Genomic DNA, 16835 nt, shown 5'->3' with positions numbered 1-16835 from the left:
GCTGCCGCGCATTCTTGCGGTGCCCGTCAGCGACGAAGACTGCCCCGGCGTTCCCCGCAGCTCAAAAGAACACGGAACGCCAGGGCAGCCTTCATTTGGCCCGCGGAGGCTACAGCGCCGTGAAACGAAGCAGCAGTGCGTGCTCGGGGTTGAGGATGGGCATGGGCACGCCCACCTCGGCGAGGAAGCGGCCGTTCGCCACTGCCCCGTCGGCCAGCCAGGCCGGGGCCTGGACCTGCGTGAAGGTGTGCGCGTAGTCGCTGTCACCGGGAACCGGCGAGATTGGCTCCAGCCGGTAGGTCCGATCCGGCTCAAGGCCGGGGATGGTGATCTTGCCGGGCTGCTCGGCGAACGCGGTGCGCGTGCTGACCAAGGCGAACAGCGCCGCCGTCGTGCCTGTTTGAGGCGACTCTCCGGAAACCGCACCGTGCAGCATCAGCGACTCGTCCGGCACGTCGGCGCGGACCATCCGTCCGCTGTGGATGAGGTCCCGGTGTTCCTTGAACAGCGCGATGAACCGTTTGAGTTCCTCCCGCTCGGCACCGGCAACCTGCCGGACGTCCCATTCCATGCCGAAGTGCCCGAAGAGGGCCGTAATGGCACGGAAGGACAGGTCATGGGTGCGGGCTGTGGTGTGCGAGGTGGTGGGGCCAACGTGCCCGCCCACCAGCTCCGGCGGAACCACCAGCCCGGTCCAGCGCTGGATACTCTGCCGCTCCAGCGCGTCGTTGCAGTCCGAGGCCCAGATCCGGTCCGTGCGCTCCAGGATCCCCAGGTCCACGCGCGCGCCGCCGGAGGAGCAGCTTTCAATTTCGACGCCGGGATGCGACCTCTTCAGCTCGTCAAACAGGCGGTAGGCCGCAAGGGTCTGCTCGTGCACGGAAGAGCGTCCGGCGTGGCCATGCTCCAGGAGGTCCCGGTTCTGGTCCCATTTGAGGTAACTGATGTTGTTTTCGGTCAGGAGGGCATCAATGCGGTCGTAGATGTACTGCCAGGCTTCGGGGTTGACCAGGTCGATGATGTGCTGGTTCCGCCACTCCAGCGGCAGGCGTCCGCCGTCCTTGTGGGAGAGGGCTGCCGGGCCCACGATCCACTCGGGGTGCGCACGTGCAACGTCCGAGTCGAGGTTGACCATTTCCGGCTCCACCCACAGGCCGAATTCCATGCCCCGCGATGTCACGGCATCAATCAATGGAGCCAGACCGTCGGGCCACAGGGACCCGTCCACGTACCAGTCGCCCAGGCCGGCGTGGTCGTCGCGGCGCCCGCGGAACCAGCCGTCGTCGAGGACAAAGCGTTCGACGCCGAGCTCCGCGGCGGAGTCTGCGAGCTCGATCAGCGTGGACACGTTGTGGTCGAAGTAGACAGCTTCCCAGGTGTTCAGCACCACCGGGCGCGGCTTGCCGCCGCCGGCAGTGGGGAGGACGTGGTGGGGGCGGGACCGGAACCAGCTGTAGAAGGCCTCGCTGATGCCGTCCAGGCCACGGTCGGAGTAGGCGGCAAACAGGGAGGGCGTGGTGTACGTGCCCTGCGGCTCGAGGATGACCTCGGCCGGTCCCAGGAGTTCCGACCCGCCGATCATGGTGCGGCCGTCGCCGAGGGTGTCAGTGAACTGCTCGTGGTTTCCACTCCACGCCAGGTGGGTGGCCCAGACTTTGCCGTGGCGGTTCCCGAAGCCGGCGGTGCCGGCGGCCAGCAGGAGGGACGAATCGTGCCCGGTGCGCCCGTGGCGGCCGGTCCGCACCCACGTGCCCTGCTGGATGGCCCGGCGCTGCGGGTGGTTTTCCCGGCACCAGCGGCCGGTCAGGTCAAGGAGTTCGACGGCGTCCGGGGCCACCGGGAGGACCGTCGCCAGTTCGTCCAGCTGGTAAGGGGTGGTGCCGTCATTGGTGACGGTGTGGCGCAGCTCCAGCAGCCCGCCGTCGTGCAGTGTCAGGCTGGATTCCACGGAGAGCCCAGCCTCCGGATCGGCCTGGCTGATGACCGCCCTGTTGCCCTCAATGCGCGCTGCCACCGCCCGGAGCCGCGGGGAGAAGTCAAGGCCGGAGACGCCGTCGGCAATGCGGTGGCCGCGGAGGCCGGGACGGCCACGCCAGCTGGAGGATGCCTGCGGGAGGAGGCCCGCTGGAACGGTGGCGTCCACCGCGGAGTGGGGGACCGGCTCGCCCAGGATGGTGAGGTCCGGCAGGGTGCTGCCAAGATCTGCGCCCCAGTGGATGATCTCGGCCTCCCCGCTGTCGAAGCTGATCACCAGGCTGGTGCCGGCGGAACGGAGGTGGAGGGGGTCCATAGGATCTCTTTCGGTGCTCAAGGGTGCGTCCGGTGACGCGGAACGGGTAGCTCGGAGGGGAAAAGGATGGGCCGGATGCCGCCGCCGCGAGGAGAAGACGGCGGCATCCAGTGCTGTGGCTGCGACCACATACGCAACCACGCCGTGGGGCAAGGCCTACTTGAAGAGGGCGTTGACCTGTTCGTTGGCCTGGGTGAGGGAACTGGCGGGGGCCTTTCCGGAGACGACGGCGTCCATGGCCGGTTCCATGATGCCCTTGACCTTGGCCGTGTTATCCGTGATCGGGTAGAGGAACGTGGTCTTGTTCTTGACGTGCTCGGTGAACGCGGTGACGTCCACACCCTTGGCCTTGAAGGCTTCCGCGGCCTTGTCCGAGGACGACTTGAGGGCGGGGAAGACGACGGCTTTGGAGGCTACGACGTCCTGGCAGTCAGCCGAGGCGAGGTACTCCACCCACTTGATCGCAGCGCCCTTCTTCTCGGTCCCGGCCCAGATGGAATCGGCGAGGCCGTTGAACATTGACGCGCGTTCGCCTTCCGGACCCACCGGGGTGGGGGCGATGCCGACTTCGATGCCCTTGTAGCCGGTGTACTGGCCGATCATCCAGGAGCCGTGGGCGTTGATGGCGGACTTGCCGGCCGCGAAGGTGTCGGCCATGGCGGCACCAACGGTGGTCTCCAGTTTGGGCATGTAACCCTTGTCAGCAAGGCCGGCGAACCAGTCCATGCTGGCCTGGAATTCGGGGTCGTCGTAGTTGTACTGGGTGCCCCACGGGTTTTTGTCCGTGTGGGACCAGCCGGTGGTGTTGGTGAGGTAGCTCCATTCGGTCTGGCCGGAGGAGTCGCCGCCGCCGTTCAGGCCCAGGCCGTAGACCTCAACGTTGTTCTTGTCGAAGCCGGGTTCGTCGCCGCGCTTGCCGCTCTTGTCCACGGTGAGGTGCGCGATGACCTTTTCGTAGCTGCCGCCGTCCTGCGGGTTCCAGGTAAGGTCCTTCATCTGGTCCTCGGTGATGCCGGCGCCGGCGAGCATCGCTTTGTTGTAGAACAGGCCAATGGTGTCCCAGTCCTTGGGCAAGCCGTAGCGCTTGCCGTCCTGGCCCACCCAGAGATCGGCGAGGCCCTCGTTGTAGCCGGCCAGGTCCACGTTGTCCTTTTCGACGGCGTCGTCGATCGGCAGCAGTTGCTTGTTTTCCGCCAGTTCGCCGTAGCGTCCGAGGTGGTTGGTGAAGACGTCGGGGGCGGTGCCGCCGACGAAACCGTTGGTGAGGGTGCTCCAGTAGTCGTCCCAGCCGCGCTGGGTGATCTTGACCGTGATGTCCGGGTTGGCCTTCGTGAAATCGTCAGCGCACTGCTGGTAGGCGGGGAGCTGGTTGGCGTCCCAGAGCCAGTAGCTGATTTCGCCCTTGGCGGCTTCTTCGGAGGAGGATCCGCCGCAGGCGGACAGGGAGAGCGCGACGGCTGCGGCGACGGCAACGGCGCCGAGGGATTTCTTCATGGTTCTACTTTCCGTTCGGGAATGGGATGGGAGTGCAGGAGGTAATGAGGGGCGGGTACCTATTTGATGCCGGAGAAGCCGATGGAGTTGACGATCTTCTTGCCGAAGGCGGCGAAGAGGATCAGTACCGGCAGGGCCGAGATGAGGGTTGCTGCCATCAGGCCGGACCAGTCCGGCGCTCCTTGCGGGGACTGTGATTTGAAGACGCCCAGCCCCACCTGGAGTACGCGGACGTCGTCCTGGGAACCGACCAGCAGGGGCCAGAAGTATTCGTTCCACTGGCCGATGAAGGTGAGCAGTGCGAGCGTGGCGAGGGGTGCTGCGGCGTTGGGGAGGATGATCTGGAAGAAGATGCGCAGGTGCTTGGCGCCGTCGAGCATGGCTGCCTCTTCGACCTCGCGGGACATGTTCAGGAAGAACTGGCGCAGGAAGAAGATGGCGAACGGGGTCATAAACACGTACGGCAGGACCATGCCGAGCATCGTGTTGAGCAGGTCCAGGTTCTTGATCAGCAGGAAGTTGGGCAGGGCCGTGAAGATCGGCGGGACCAGCATGGTGCCCAGGAACAGGCTGAACACTACGTTGCGGCCCTTCCAGCGCAGGCGGGCAAAGGCGTAGGCAGCCATTGCACTGAAGAACACGGCCCCGGCAGTGGTGATGGAGGAGAAAATGATGGAGTTCCGCAGGTAGAGCCAGAAATCGATGGCGGCACCGGAGCCGCCTTCTGCGACGGCGTCGGCCGGGCTCTGTAGCCCGAACACCCGCATAAACGCCCCAAAGGTGAATTCCGCGGGAAGCAGGCTTGTTGAATTCGAAGCCAGCGCCGCGTTTGTTGACAACGCTGTGCGCAGCACCCAGAGGAACGGGAGGACGGAGACCGCGATCGCGAGGACCAGGAGGGCCCAGGCACCCGCACGGCGGGGGTTGAAGGGACGACGACGGCGGGTTGCGGCCGGCAGCGGTGCGCGGCTCGTGGTGGTGGTCATGCGGGCTCCTAGTCCAGGTCCGACTCGTTGCCCTTGAGGAACTTCATCTGGATGAAGGCCACCAGGGCGAGGATGAGGAAGAGAATGACGGCGATGGCGGATCCGTAGCCGAAGTCCGACTCGGTGAAGGCGCGCTGGTAGATGTAGTACTGGATGACGCGGGTGGCGTTAACCGGCCCGCCGCCCGTGGTGACTGAAACGGTGTCGAAGACTTGGAATGAGCCGATGACCGTGACAACAAGGACGAGGACCAGCACCGGCCGCAGCAGGGGAATGGTGATCTTGCGGAAGGTCTGGAACGGTGAAGCACCGTCAAGTTTGGCCACTTCATAGAGGTGGCCGGGGATGGCCTGCATGCCGGCGAAGATGAGCAGGGCGGTGTAGCCCATGTGGCGCCAGGTGTTGATCAGGGCCTGGGTGGGGATGGCCCACTCCTCACTTCCGAAGAACGCGACGCGGGGGAGGCCGGCCCATTCGATGAACTGGTTCACCACGCCGATCTGGTAGTCGAGCATCCAGAACCAGAGCAGTGCTGCGATGACGTTTGACATCATCCAGGGCAGCAGGAGGGCGCCGCGGATAAGGGTGGACTTCGCGACCTTGTGCATCAGCAGGGCCAGGCCCAGGGCCAAGGCAGTCTGGACGACGATGTTGATGAAGACGTACTGCCCGGTGACAGCCAGGGAATTCCAGAACAGCGGGTCCTTGGCGATCGCCGTGTAGTTGTCCAGGCCGATCCATTCCGGTTCACCGAGGATGCTGTACTCCGTGAAGCTGAGGTACAGGCCCCGGATGGTCGGAACGACGTAGAAAACGATGAACCCGATCATTGCCGGGGCAATGAAAAGCAGTGCGATCTTAAGGTCGCCGAAACGGCGGTGGCTGCCCTGCGGCCTGGGGGAGGACGCCGAAGCGGGCGAAGCGGATCTCGAGTGTTTGGCAAGGGTGGTCATCTTCGACCCTTTCCTGACTGTGATGGGGGTAACAACTGGAAAGGAATCTACACGAGTAGAAAGGGGGTAGCAAGAAATTTTTCTCTAGCAGCAGGTGTGAACTTCCTCCCTCCGATTGCGCTGTTGACTCGAGTAGATTGTGCTGCAACACTGGCCTCTTGAGGGACAGCGCTTGCCCGGCGACCCCTCCTTACCTCCACGGAAGGCAGACAATGACGTTCTCAATCGGCGTAGTAGGCGCTGGCCAATTCGGCAGCCAGTTCGCCCACCTCTTCAATCTGCACCCCGGCGTGAGCGCCGTGTATGTGGCGGACGACGTGCCGGAACGCGCTACGGAGGCAGTGGACCGCTATCACCTGGCCGGATCGAAGGCGAGCTTTGAAGACCTGCTTGCCTCCGACGTCGACGCCGTGGCCATCTTCACCCAACGCTGGACGCACGGACCCTTGGTGGAGCAGGCGCTCCGCGCCGGCAAGCACGTCTACTCGGCTGTCCCCATGGCAATCTCCGAGGAGGAAATTGCCAGCATCATCGAAGCTGTCCGGGACACCGGCCTGGTGTACATGATGGGGGAGACCAGCTACTACAACCCGGCCACGGTGTACGCGCGAAAGCAGCATGCCGCCGGAAAGTTCGGCCGGATCTTCTATACCGAGGGCGATTACGTCCACGACATGGACCTGGGCTTCTACGAGGCGTACCAGTACAGCGGAGGTGACCGCTGGAAGGAAACCGCCAGCTACCCGCCCATGCTGTATCCCACCCATGCCGTGGGCGGAGTACTGGGTGCGGTTCCCGCCCATGCCGTCAGCGTCAGCTGCGTCGGGGTCAAGGATGACCGCAATGACGGTGTCTTCGACAGGGACGTCAGCATGTTCGGAAACGACTTCTCCAACGCCACGGCATTGTTTGAACTGAACGACGGCGGCGTGATGCGCACCAACGAGATGCGCCGCGTGGGCTACCCCTCACACATCCGCGAAGCCCGGTTCCGGTTCTTCGGGACCGAGGGAAGCTTCGAACAGCTGGCGAAAGTCACCGTCTGGCAGGACAAAGCGAACGTCCACGACATTTCGGAGCAGCTGGAAACCCATCCCAGCATGTCCCTGGATGATCCTTCCCTGGCCAACGTGGCAGTTGAACTAAGGGACGCCTTCGTTTCCGGCCTGGCCCCGGTTCATGATCCCGAGCGGCTTCCGGAGGAGTTCCGCGGCGCACCCAACGGCCATGAAGGAAGCCACCACTTCCTCGTGGACGACTTCGTGACCGCCGTCAACAACGGCACCGTTCCTCCCGTGAACGCCTGGGTGGCCGCCCGCTTTACCCTCCCGGGGATCGTGGCCCACCAGTCGGCCCTCCAGGGCGGCGCACGGCTTCCCATCCGTGACTTCGGCGATGCGCCGGGTACCTGTACCTAACATGGACAGCATGACTACTCCGGCCGTGCAGGCTGCCCGAGGCGGCCCGGTGACCCGCAAGGACGTGGCGAGATACGCCGGCGTCAGCACCGCCGTCGTCAGCTACGTTGTCAACGGCGGGCCCAAGAAGGTGGCACCGGCCACCGAAGCCAAGGTTCAGGACGCCATCCGCGTCCTGGGCTACCGCCCCAACGCGGCGGCACGCGCGCTAAAGCTGGGCTCCAGTGAAACGCTGGGGCTTGTGGTCCCGGATATCTCCAACCCCTTCTTTTCGCTGTTCTCGCACGCCGTGGAGGATGCTGCGGCAGCCCTGGGGTACGCCCTGGTGCTCAGCAACTCCGACGGAAACCTGGCGAAGGAGCGGCGCAACATCCGCAACCTTGCCGCCCGGCAGGTGGACGGGGTGCTGCTGGCCAGTGTCCTTTTTGAACCCGACCTGGAGGTCCTGGAAACGGCAGACATCCCTTCGGTCCTGCTGAACCAAGAACGGGATGCGCCCGGCTTCAACAGCATTGGCGTGGATCTGGCAGCCGGCGCCCGGATCGCTGTGGAGCACCTGATTGGCCATGGACACAAAAACATCGGCCTGGCCATGGGTACCAACGTCTCCGGCACCACTGACGGCCGTGAGGTGGGCTGGCGGGAAGCCTTGCAGGAAGCGGGCCTGCCGGAGGGGCCGATTGTGTACAGCGCATTTAACCGGCCCGGCGGTTATGTTGCCGGCCAGCGGCTGCTGGCGTCGGTGAACCGGCCCACAGCAATTTTCGCCACATCGGATATGCAGGCTATCGGCCTGTTGCGGGCGGTCCATGAAGCAGGATTGGACGTTCCGCGGGATATCGCAGTGGCATCCTTTGACGGTTCCGCCGAGTCCGAATACTCATGGCCTCCGTTGACCACGGTGGAACAGCCGGTTGCCGTGATGGCGGAGGCAGCGGTAGCGGCGCTGGTGGGAGCCAGCCGTGGGGAGAAACCCCGGCACCGGATTTTCGACACCACCCTGCATGTCAGGCAATCCTGCGGCTGCACGTAGCGGCTGCTACTAAAGGGCGTGCTACTCGAGGGCGGCGAGCCGCAGCCGGCCCACCCGCTCCTGGAGGATGCGCTGTGCCTCGGATCCAAGGCCGGGATCGCTGATGACCTCGTCCACTTCCTCTAACGAGGCGATGGAACTGATGCCCAGCAGTCCCCATTTGGTGTGGTCGGCCAACACTACGGTTTTGCGCGCGGCTGCCACGAACGCGCGGTCCGTCTCGGCTTCCAACAGGTTCGGTGTGGTGAACCCGGCTGCGGCATCCATGCCATGAACGCCTAGGAACAGCACGTCCAGGTGCAGCTGCTTCAGCGCCGCTGTGGCGATGGGGCCCACCAAAGCGTCCGACGGCGTGCGCTCGCCGCCGATCAGGATCACCGTGGAGGCGAAGCGGGCGGAACCGGCGGAGGCGCCGTGATGGAACAGGTCGGCAATGCGCACCGAGTTGGTGACAACAGTGATCCGGGGCCCGTTGGTGAGTTCCTTGGCCAGCGCCCAGGTGGTGGTTCCCGCACTGAGGCCCACGGCCATGCCTTCCTGCACCAGCCCGGCAGCCGCCACCGCAATGGCCCGTTTCTCGGCAGTCAGTTGGGTGGACTTGAGGTCGAAGCCAGGCTCATGGGTACTGGTGTCGCCCGGAATCTTCGCGCCGCCGTGGATACGCTCGAGGCGGCCGCCTTCCTCCAGTACTTCGATGTCGCGCCGCACTGTCATGAGGGACACCCCCAGTTGGTGGGCAAGATCCGAGACCCGGACAACCCGTTCCCGCTGAAGAGCGTCCAAAATAGCCTGGTGGCGTGCGACGGCGAGCATCTGGGCGGTTCCTTCGGGCAGGGGGCGGGGCTGCTCTCAGTCTAGGGTGCCCACCACGCTGATGGGTGGGAGTCATCCTCCGCGTGCTGGCTCGTCCCTCGCCTCTGACGCACGCGTCCGGATAACTCCCACCCATCAGCTGCAAGCGCCGGCCTGGAACCAGCGACTGCACATTCCTCGGAGGATGACCGCCAATCCTCTCCCTTTATTTCCTGAGTGACGCCGCGATCTGCTGCATGATTGTCGGGTCTGAGAGGGTGGTGGCGTCGCCTGGGTCGCGGCCTTCGGCGACGTCCTTGAGCAGGCGCCGCATGATCTTGCCGGACCGGGTCTTGGGCAGTTCCGGGACCACCAGGATGTTCTTGGGCTTGGCGATGGGACCGATCTCCTTGCCAACGTGGTTCCGGAGTTCCTGGACGATCTCATCTCCGGAGTCCACTGCGTCGCCGCGGAGGATGACGAACGCGACGACGGCCTGGCCGGTGGTCTCGTCCGCTGCACCCACGACGGCGGCTTCAGCCACGGCGGGGTGGGAGACCAGGGCCGATTCGATTTCCGTGGTGGAGAGCCGGTGCCCGGAGACGTTCATGACGTCATCCACGCGGCCCAGGAGCCAGATGTCGCCGTCTTCGTCCTTCTTGGCGCCGTCCCCGGCGAAGTACATGTTTTCGAAGCGGGACCAGTAGGTGTCCTTGTACCGTTCCGGGTCGCCCCAGATGCCGCGCAGCATTGCCGGCCACGGTTCGCGGATTACCAGGAAGCCGCCGTGTCCGTCGGGTACGGATTCGCCCATCTCGTCCACCACGTCCACGGCGATGCCGGGCAGCGGCACCTGGGCGGAGCCGGGCTTGGTCGCGGTGACGCCGGGCAGCGGGGCGATCATCTGCGCACCGGTTTCGGTCTGCCACCAGGTGTCCACGATGGGGGTCCGGTCCCCGCCGATGACCTTCCGGTACCACATCCAGGCCTCAGGGTTGATGGGCTCGCCCACGGAGCCGAGGACGCGGAGGGAGGACAGGTCGTACTTGTCCGGTATTTCCCGGCCCCACTTCATGAACGTCCTGATCGCGGTGGGGGCGGTGTAGAGGATGGACACCTTGTACTTTTCCACGATCTCCCACCAGCGGCCCTGGTGCGGGGAATCCGGGGTGCCCTCGTACATCACCTGGGTGGCGCCGTTAATGAGCGGGGCGTAGGTGACGTACGAGTGGCCGGTGACCCAACCGACGTCGGCCGTGCACCAGTACACGTCCGTGTCCGGGTGCAGGTCGAACACTGCCTTGTGCGTGTACGCGGTCTGGGTAAGGTACCCGCCGGTGGTGTGCAGGATGCCCTTGGGCCTGCCGGTGGTGCCGGACGTGTAGAGGATGAACAGCGGGTGTTCGGAGTCGTGGCCAACCGCGGTGTGCTCGGTGGAGGCGGCGTCCACGGTGTCCCCCCACCAGTGGTCCCGGCCCTCATGCCAGTCCACGTCCTGGCCGTTGCGCTTGACCACCACCACGTTCTGCACCGTATGGCCGTCCTTAGCGAGGGCCTCATCAACAGCGGTCTTCAGGGCGCTGGGCTTGCCGCGGCGGTACGTGCCGTCCGCGGTTACCACGAGTTTGGCCTCGGCGTCCTCGATCCTGGAGCGCAGCGCGTCGGCGGAGAAGCCGCCGAACACCACCGAGTGCACTGCGCCGATCCGGGCGCAGGCGAGCAGCGTGATGACGGCCTCCGGGATCATCGGCAGGTACACCGCCACCCGGTCACCCTTGACCACGCCGAGGGACTCGAAAGCATTTGCTGTCTTCTTCACCTCTTCCGTCAGCTGGGCGTAGGTGTACGTGCGGGTGTCGCCGGGTTCGCCCTCGAAGTAGATGGCCACGCGGTCACCGCGACCATTCTCCACGTGCCGGTCCAGTGCGTTGTAGGCGGCGTTGACTTCCCCGCCCACGAACCACTTCGCGAACGGCGGGTTGGACCAGTCAAGCGCCTGGTCAAAGTCCTTGCTCCAGGTCAGCAACTCCCGCGCCTGCCGGGCCCAGAAAGCCGGCCGGTCAGCAGCAGCCTCTTCATACTCCGCGGCGGTGGCCACGGCGTCAGCGGCGAACTCCGGGGACGGTGGAAACGCCCTGGTTTCGTGCAGCAGGTTTTCAAAGGCATCGCCCTGCTGGCCGCCCTGCCCGGAGCCTGAGGGCGCAGTGGCGGTGGAGCTTGGAGTGTCCTGGGACATGTGAACCTCATCATTGATCGATCTTTGCTGCGCGGAGATCCGCTGCCGGCCGGGCTCCGCCGCCTGCACGACGTCGGGCACCGGCTGCCCACGGGTCTTCCGCAAAGAGCTGTTCCGGAATCAAGACTAATGCGTGGGGGCAGCGGATGTGTGCGGTGTCACAGACCAGCCCGCGAACGGCATTTATTAAGCGATGAATGGTTCCACGCGCAGTCCCCGGCGGCTGCCCGGCGGCATGGCCAGCTAGTGATCAGTAAGGCTGTTGACTAGGCTGAGATGGGATTGTGACTTCACTGCGGACCGTCCTTCCCGGGCTTGGCAAGAGCCTGGAAAGGACGGAACCGCCGTACGACGGCACGGTTTCGGGCCACAGCCCCGGTGCCGCCACGCTAAGGAGAACAGAATGAACCAGCAGAGCTTCGGCCAGAAAACCGGCCCCGACACAGAGGCAGGCTCGGGGCCCGCCACCGCTTCGGCCCCCGGTGCAGGCCCGGAGGCCGCCACCGGAGTCAAGGGCCGGAATGGCAATGAGGCCGTGCTCGGTCCGTTCACCATCCGGGACCTGGCAGTGTTTGCCGGTACCGTCATCCTGTTTGTCGCTTCGTTGCTTCCCATGTTCGGCGGTCGCTACAACCTCTGGAACCTGAACAACCTCTTCTTCCTGGGGCTGGGTATCGTCCTGCCCTTGGCGGTGAGCGCACTCTTCGCCGCGCGGAGGCTGGCACCGGGTACGAAGATCAGGATCGGCTCGCTGTCCATCGACCAGTTCGCGTCCGTGGTGGCGTCGTTCGCTGTTGCCTTCTTCTTCCTGTCCGTGGCAGGAGCCTACGTTCCCAGCCTCATGGTGGGCCTGATCGGCGCGGTAGTGCTTTTCGCCGTGACCGTCCTGGGCCGGTTCCTTCCTTACATCTCCCCGGATTTCCAGGACCGTGCGGAAATCCCCGCCCATGTGGTGGCCCGTGAGGCTGCCGTTCCCGTACGGAAGCCGCGGGCGCCCAAACCGCCGAAGGCCGGGTCGGACACGGCAGACTCCCGCGGCCCGGAGTCCGCTTCCGCTTCCAAGCCCGGGGTCGGGAAGTTGCTCGGCGCTGCCGGCGGCAAGCTGTTTGGCGGTGCCGGGGCCGGATCTTCCGCAGTCCAGACCGGAGCCTCTTACCAGCCGCCGGCGACAGCCGCGGTTCCCTCGGCAGCTGCGTCCCCTTCACCCGCCACTGCTGCTGTCCCAACCGCCGGCGTTACTGCGGCCGGTGGGCCCGCAGCGAACGGCCCCGTCTCCACCGCCCCTGAAGTTTCCGAGCGTGCTCCGGAAGGTGATGCCGGCCCGCCCACCCAGGCAGCCGACGTCGTACGCCCTGCCTCTGCGCCCGCCGCCGAGGAGACGCAGTTCGGAGATGTGCCCGTGAGGGGTGGCGGAGCCAACGGCTCCTCCGCCCTGGCGCATCATGACGGCGATGCCCCCGCTGGTTCTGCGGCCCGGGGTACCTGGGAGCCGCCCGCAGCGACGGCCGTGCATCAGCAGGTCCGGGCCGAGGAGCCCATCGGGGCAACAGTGGACCCGGCCAGCCGGCCGGAGGAATCAGAGGAACAGCCCATCCACGAGGCTTTTTGGTTTGCTGTGGCCCAGCACCGGACCGCATTCGATCCCCGTACCGGGGCGCCTGCCTTCGTCATTGAGCCGGGCGGCTGGGTGCTTGCCCTCGAGGACCGCGGGCATGAGTTCCTGGTCCAGCACACCGACGGGCGGCTGGGCGTGCTGCGCGACCTCAGCAATATCGAGCGCGGCTAACGCATGGCCTCACCCCGGGCTTCCAAGGCCGGCGGGTCGGCAGTACCCGCCGGCCAGGCTACGGGCATGCCCGTGGTGTCCCAGGAGTCCTTGCTTGGGCTGAAGCGCCGGGCGAGGCGCATCAACAGGGCTTTGGCGGAGAAATACCCCTATGCCCATGCGGAGCTCGATTTCCGCAACCCGTTTGAACTGCTGGTGGCCACCGTTCTGTCGGCGCAAACCACCGACGTCACCGTCAACCAGATCACCCCGCTGCTGTTTGGCCGCTATCCGGACCCGCGTTCCATGGCAGAGGCGGATCCGGCAGCGATCGAGGACATCATCAAGCCCACCGGGTTCTTCCGGGCCAAGACGCGCAGCCTCATCGCCCTGTGCACCAAATTAGTGGACGAGTACAACGGCGTTGTCCCGGGGCGGCTGGAGGACCTGGTGACATTGCCCGGCGTGGGACGCAAGACTGCCAACGTGGTGCTGGGCAACGCCTTCGGAATCCCCGGCATCACGGTTGATACCCACTTTGGCCGCCTCGCCCGCAGATTCGGCTGGACCCAGTCGGAGGACCCGGTCCAGATCGAGTACGACGTCGCCGAGCTTTTCGAGAAGCGGGACTGGACCATGCTGTCCCACCGGGTGGTGTTCCACGGGCGGCGCGTGTGCCACTCCCGGAAGCCAGCGTGCGGGGCGTGCCCCGTCGCCAACTGGTGCCCCAGTTACGGTTTAGGCGAAACAGATCCGGTCAAGGCGGCCAAGCTGCTGAAGTACGAACTCGCTCCGGGCAGCGAAGCCCTGCTGGCACAACTGCAGGCTGAAACGCACAGGGCAGCCGAAATCAGGATGGCATCCCAAAAGAGGAGACCGTGAGCGCCCGCGAGGACCTGATGGAGTTGGCGCGCAGGGCGGAGGCGGGATCGGCTGCCTCCCCTGACCCCCTGTGGGCAACCCTCACCGTGGACGCGAAACGGGCGCGCAAGGCGGCGGTGCTGATGCTCTTCGGTGCGCTGGATGACGTTCCGGCTGTGTCCGGGAAGCCGCTGGCACCGGCAGACCTTGATGTCCTACTGCTGGAGCGCGCGCACACGCTGGGATCCCATCCCGGGCAGGTGGCTTTCCCGGGCGGCAGCATTGACGCCCGGGAAACGCCAGTAGAGGCGGCCTTACGCGAAGCGGAGGAAGAAACGGGTCTGGACTCGGACGGCGTTGAAGTCCTGGGCACCCTTCAGGAGCTCGGCCTCGCGCACAGCAACTTCCTCGTCACGCCGGTGCTCGGGTGGTGGCGGTCGCCATCGCCCATCCGGGTGGTGGACTATGCCGAGTCCGCCCAGGTGTTCCGGGTCCCCGTCCGGGACCTGCTGGACCCGGACAACAGGGTCATGGCCACGGTCCACCGCGCCGGCCGTACTTTCGACAGCCCCGCGTTCACCGTCAACGGTGTGGTGGTTTGGGGATTTACGGGAATAGTCCTGAACGGACTCTTTGAGCAACTCGGGTGGGCTGTGCCGTGGGACCGGGACCGGGTCCATCCGATGGGTGTCTGACTTCTGTTTGCGTGGCTTCCACTCGCCGGCATTTACCTCGCCGGGCGTCCTTGGCTCCGGCTGGTTTCTCTCGTCCCAAGCGGTCAGGCCTGCTTCTGGCGGAGATCCACCACGATGCCGGTGGCCGCATTCTCCCGCATGGCGTTGATGCCCTCAACTAAGGTGTTGAGGGACTTGAAGTTTGGTGAAACGGCAACGATGTTGCCGTCCGCGTCCGTCAGCCTAAGCCGGTACGACTCGTCCCCTACCCGATGTATTTCAAACCTGCCCGCCATATGCCGGACCTCCCCTTGGTGTGCGTCGTTGCATCAACCTTTGGACCGATCTGTTTCAGTCACCACAAGACTGTAACCCGCGTCACCGCAGCCCGGCGAGCTACTGCCGGGTAGGTTACATTTCTCGACGAATGTCGCGGTGCGGGCCCTCTTTGGGAAGCATCCGGGAGGAGGTCCTACTTTGCGTGGTCGTACGAATCGACCACTGCGACGCTCACCGGGAACTCCACGGGGATAGGTCCGAACAGCAGTTCCTTGGCGGCGTTGGCGGCGTCCTCGATCGCCCTGATGCCGGCATCGACCAAGTGCTCCGGCGCATGGACCATCACCTCGTCGTGGAGGAAGAAGACGAGTTCCGCCCGGCCGGAACCTTCCGCGTGCAAGGTGCGCAGCCGCCGTCGTAATTCCGCGAGCCAGCACGCAGCCCAGTCCGCCGCCGAGCCCTGGACCACGAAGTTGCGCGTAAAACGCCCTCTGGAACGTGCAATCGATTCCGCCCGGCGCTGCTCCTCGGCCGACGAAGAGCGCTGGCTCTGGAACCACCGGTCCGACGGCGGCGGGCTGCTGCGGCCCAGCCGGGTGCTGACCGTTCCGCCGGACTCACCGGCGCGGGCGGCCCGTTCCACGAAGTCCACAGCCCGGGGATACGTTTTGGCGAGCTGTGGCATAAGCCGCCCTGCCTCACCGGAGGTGGCTCCGTACATGGCTCCCAGCAGCGCCATTTTCGCTTTGGCGCGGTCGCCACCGAACCCCTTCGCGGCAATGCCTGCGTAGAGGTCCTTGTCCCGGGCGGCCTCGGCCATGGTCGAGTCCTTTGCCAAGGCAACCAGCACACGGGGCTCAAGCTGGGAGGCGTCCGCGACGATCAGTTTGTACCCGGGGTCGGCGTGGACGGCGCCGCGGATCTGGCGCGGAATCTGCAGGGCGCCGCCGCCCCTTGATGCCCAGCGGCCCGAAACGACGCCGCCCACCACATATTCGGGGCGGAACCGGCCGCCGGCCACCCACGCATCAAGCCAGGCCCACCCGTTGGCCGCGTGCAGGCGCGACAGTTTCTTGTATGCCAGGAGCGGGGCGATGGCCGGGTGCTTCGATTCCTTCAGCTCCCACTGCCGGGTGCTTTTCACCTCGATCCCGTTTCGGTGCAGGGCACGCATCAGGTCCTGCGGGGAATCCGGGTTCAGCGTGGGCGCGTTCAATATGCCGCGCAGTTCAAGGTTCAACGCCTCCAGTTTTGCCGGCCGGTGGCCCGCGGGCGGGCGGGGGCCGAGATAATCGGCCAGGATCTCCTCGTGCAGGTCCTCCCGCCAGGGGACCCCGGCATGCTGCATTTCAGCGGCGATCATGGCGCTGGCGGATTCGGCGGCCAGAAGAAGCTGCAGCCGGTTGCGCCGGTTCTCCTCGGGGCTGACCGACGCCAGGGCCACCTGCTGCGCGGCGTATTCCTCCCGAAGGTCCTCAAGGGTGTGCCGGGGGCTGAAGCCGGTGTCCGGATCGTCGAAAAGCGCGTCCTGTTCCGGTGACGGCGTAGGCGGCTGGAGGGCCCGGGGCGGCTGCTGCGGGTCATCGAGCGTCACCTTGTCCGAGTTCAAGGCGTAGTCACTGTGGGCGGCGAACTGCGAGTGCGCAAGAATATTTCCGCACAGATGCAGGTCATAGCACCGGTCCAGTTCCACCCCGGACGCCAGCAGGGACGGGTACCAGTCCTGGGTCCGGTGCCAGATCCAGCGTGGCGGCTGCCCGCCCCGCGGCCGGCGTTCAAGATCACGGACGACGGCGGCCAGTTCACTTAGGCTGACAGGCGAGGGTTCCGGGTTGGACGGATGGGGGCTGCCGGCCTGTGTGAGTTCCTGCAGGACCGCGCCCTGGGGGTGGGCGGCTAGCAGGAGGTACATGGTCCAATTCTGCCTTGTCTTCGACGGTCCTTATGCCGGGCGACTCTTCCTGCACAGGGCGGGTGGAACCGGCGTTGTTCACATACGGACTCGCTGCCCTTATCCCCTCCGGTTCGTGGCGGGACAGTGGCTGCATGAGCAG

At 65.6% G+C, this 16835-nt stretch carries 13 protein-coding genes; 5 read left to right on the top strand and 8 right to left on the bottom strand.

The window, feature by feature from the left end:
- Nucleotides 1-109: 109 nt before the first annotated feature.
- From AC5RV1_RS14150 to AC5RV1_RS14135, 4 genes are all read right to left on the bottom strand, one after another.
- On the bottom strand, nt 110-2290 hold the full coding sequence (locus tag AC5RV1_RS14150; RefSeq protein WP_493994985.1) for an alpha-galactosidase: 2181 nt from the start codon (nt 2288-2290) through the stop codon (nt 110-112).
- A gap of 156 nt (nt 2291-2446) precedes the next feature.
- Nucleotides 2447-3784 carry an ABC transporter substrate-binding protein gene (locus AC5RV1_RS14145; protein WP_493994984.1) on the bottom strand — a complete coding sequence of 446 codons (1338 nt, stop codon included), beginning with the start codon at nt 3782-3784 and terminating at the stop codon, nt 2447-2449.
- Nucleotides 3785-3843: 59 nt separating this feature from the next.
- Nucleotides 3844-4770 (bottom strand): carbohydrate ABC transporter permease, encoded by a 927-nt coding sequence (locus AC5RV1_RS14140; RefSeq protein ID WP_493994983.1) that lies wholly within the window; start codon nt 4768-4770, stop codon nt 3844-3846.
- 8 nt (nt 4771-4778) lie between these two features.
- Nucleotides 4779-5723 carry a carbohydrate ABC transporter permease gene (locus tag AC5RV1_RS14135; protein WP_493994982.1) on the bottom strand — a complete coding sequence of 315 codons (945 nt, stop codon included), beginning with the start codon at nt 5721-5723 and terminating at the stop codon, nt 4779-4781.
- A gap of 212 nt (nt 5724-5935) precedes the next feature.
- Between AC5RV1_RS14135 and AC5RV1_RS14130 the strand changes: the two genes are divergently transcribed.
- Complete coding sequence (locus AC5RV1_RS14130; protein ID WP_493994981.1) at nt 5936-7141, top strand: Gfo/Idh/MocA family protein; 1206 nt, start codon at nt 5936-5938, stop codon at nt 7139-7141.
- 10 nt (nt 7142-7151) lie between these two features.
- On the top strand, nt 7152-8174 hold the full coding sequence (locus tag AC5RV1_RS14125; protein ID WP_493994980.1) for a LacI family DNA-binding transcriptional regulator: 1023 nt from the start codon (nt 7152-7154) through the stop codon (nt 8172-8174).
- A 21-nt stretch (nt 8175-8195) separates the two neighbouring features.
- Here AC5RV1_RS14125 and AC5RV1_RS14120 read toward each other — a convergent pair whose 3' ends face one another.
- Both AC5RV1_RS14120 and acs read right to left on the bottom strand, forming a co-directional pair.
- Entirely contained in the window at nt 8196-8987 is a 792-nt protein-coding gene (locus AC5RV1_RS14120) for a DeoR/GlpR family DNA-binding transcription regulator (protein WP_493949107.1), read from the bottom strand.
- 205 nt (nt 8988-9192) lie between these two features.
- Complete coding sequence (gene acs, locus AC5RV1_RS14115) at nt 9193-11202, bottom strand: acetate--CoA ligase (RefSeq protein WP_493994979.1); 2010 nt, start codon at nt 11200-11202, stop codon at nt 9193-9195.
- A 403-nt stretch (nt 11203-11605) separates the two neighbouring features.
- On the opposite strand from acs, the gene AC5RV1_RS14110 reads away from it, so the two are divergent.
- The 3 genes from AC5RV1_RS14110 (at nt 11606) to AC5RV1_RS14100 (ending at nt 14523) form a co-directional block, all read left to right on the top strand.
- A complete protein-coding gene (locus AC5RV1_RS14110; RefSeq protein ID WP_493994978.1) occupies nt 11606-12988 on the top strand; it encodes a reticulon family protein in 1383 nt (460 codons plus the stop codon).
- Nucleotides 12989-13054: 66 nt separating this feature from the next.
- Entirely contained in the window at nt 13055-13849 is a 795-nt protein-coding gene (nth, locus tag AC5RV1_RS14105; protein WP_493994996.1) for an endonuclease III, read from the top strand.
- Entirely contained in the window at nt 13846-14523 is a 678-nt protein-coding gene (locus tag AC5RV1_RS14100) for an NUDIX hydrolase (protein ID WP_493994977.1), read from the top strand. The genes nth and AC5RV1_RS14100 overlap by 4 nt, the downstream gene beginning before the upstream one ends.
- Nucleotides 14524-14606: 83 nt before the next feature.
- Here AC5RV1_RS14100 and AC5RV1_RS14095 read toward each other — a convergent pair whose 3' ends face one another.
- Both AC5RV1_RS14095 and AC5RV1_RS14090 read right to left on the bottom strand, forming a co-directional pair.
- Nucleotides 14607-14798 carry a YegP family protein gene (locus tag AC5RV1_RS14095; protein WP_493949111.1) on the bottom strand — a complete coding sequence of 64 codons (192 nt, stop codon included), beginning with the start codon at nt 14796-14798 and terminating at the stop codon, nt 14607-14609.
- A gap of 176 nt (nt 14799-14974) precedes the next feature.
- Nucleotides 14975-16693, bottom strand: coding sequence for a bifunctional 3'-5' exonuclease/DNA polymerase (locus AC5RV1_RS14090; RefSeq protein WP_493949112.1), 1719 nt, complete (start codon nt 16691-16693; stop codon nt 14975-14977).
- Nucleotides 16694-16835 lie beyond the last annotated feature (142 nt).

This window comes from Arthrobacter sp. Hb9-2 (assembly GCF_059091165.1).
The sequence above is the reverse complement of the archived record's forward strand: the minus strand, read 5'-3'. Positions and strand labels throughout refer to the sequence as shown.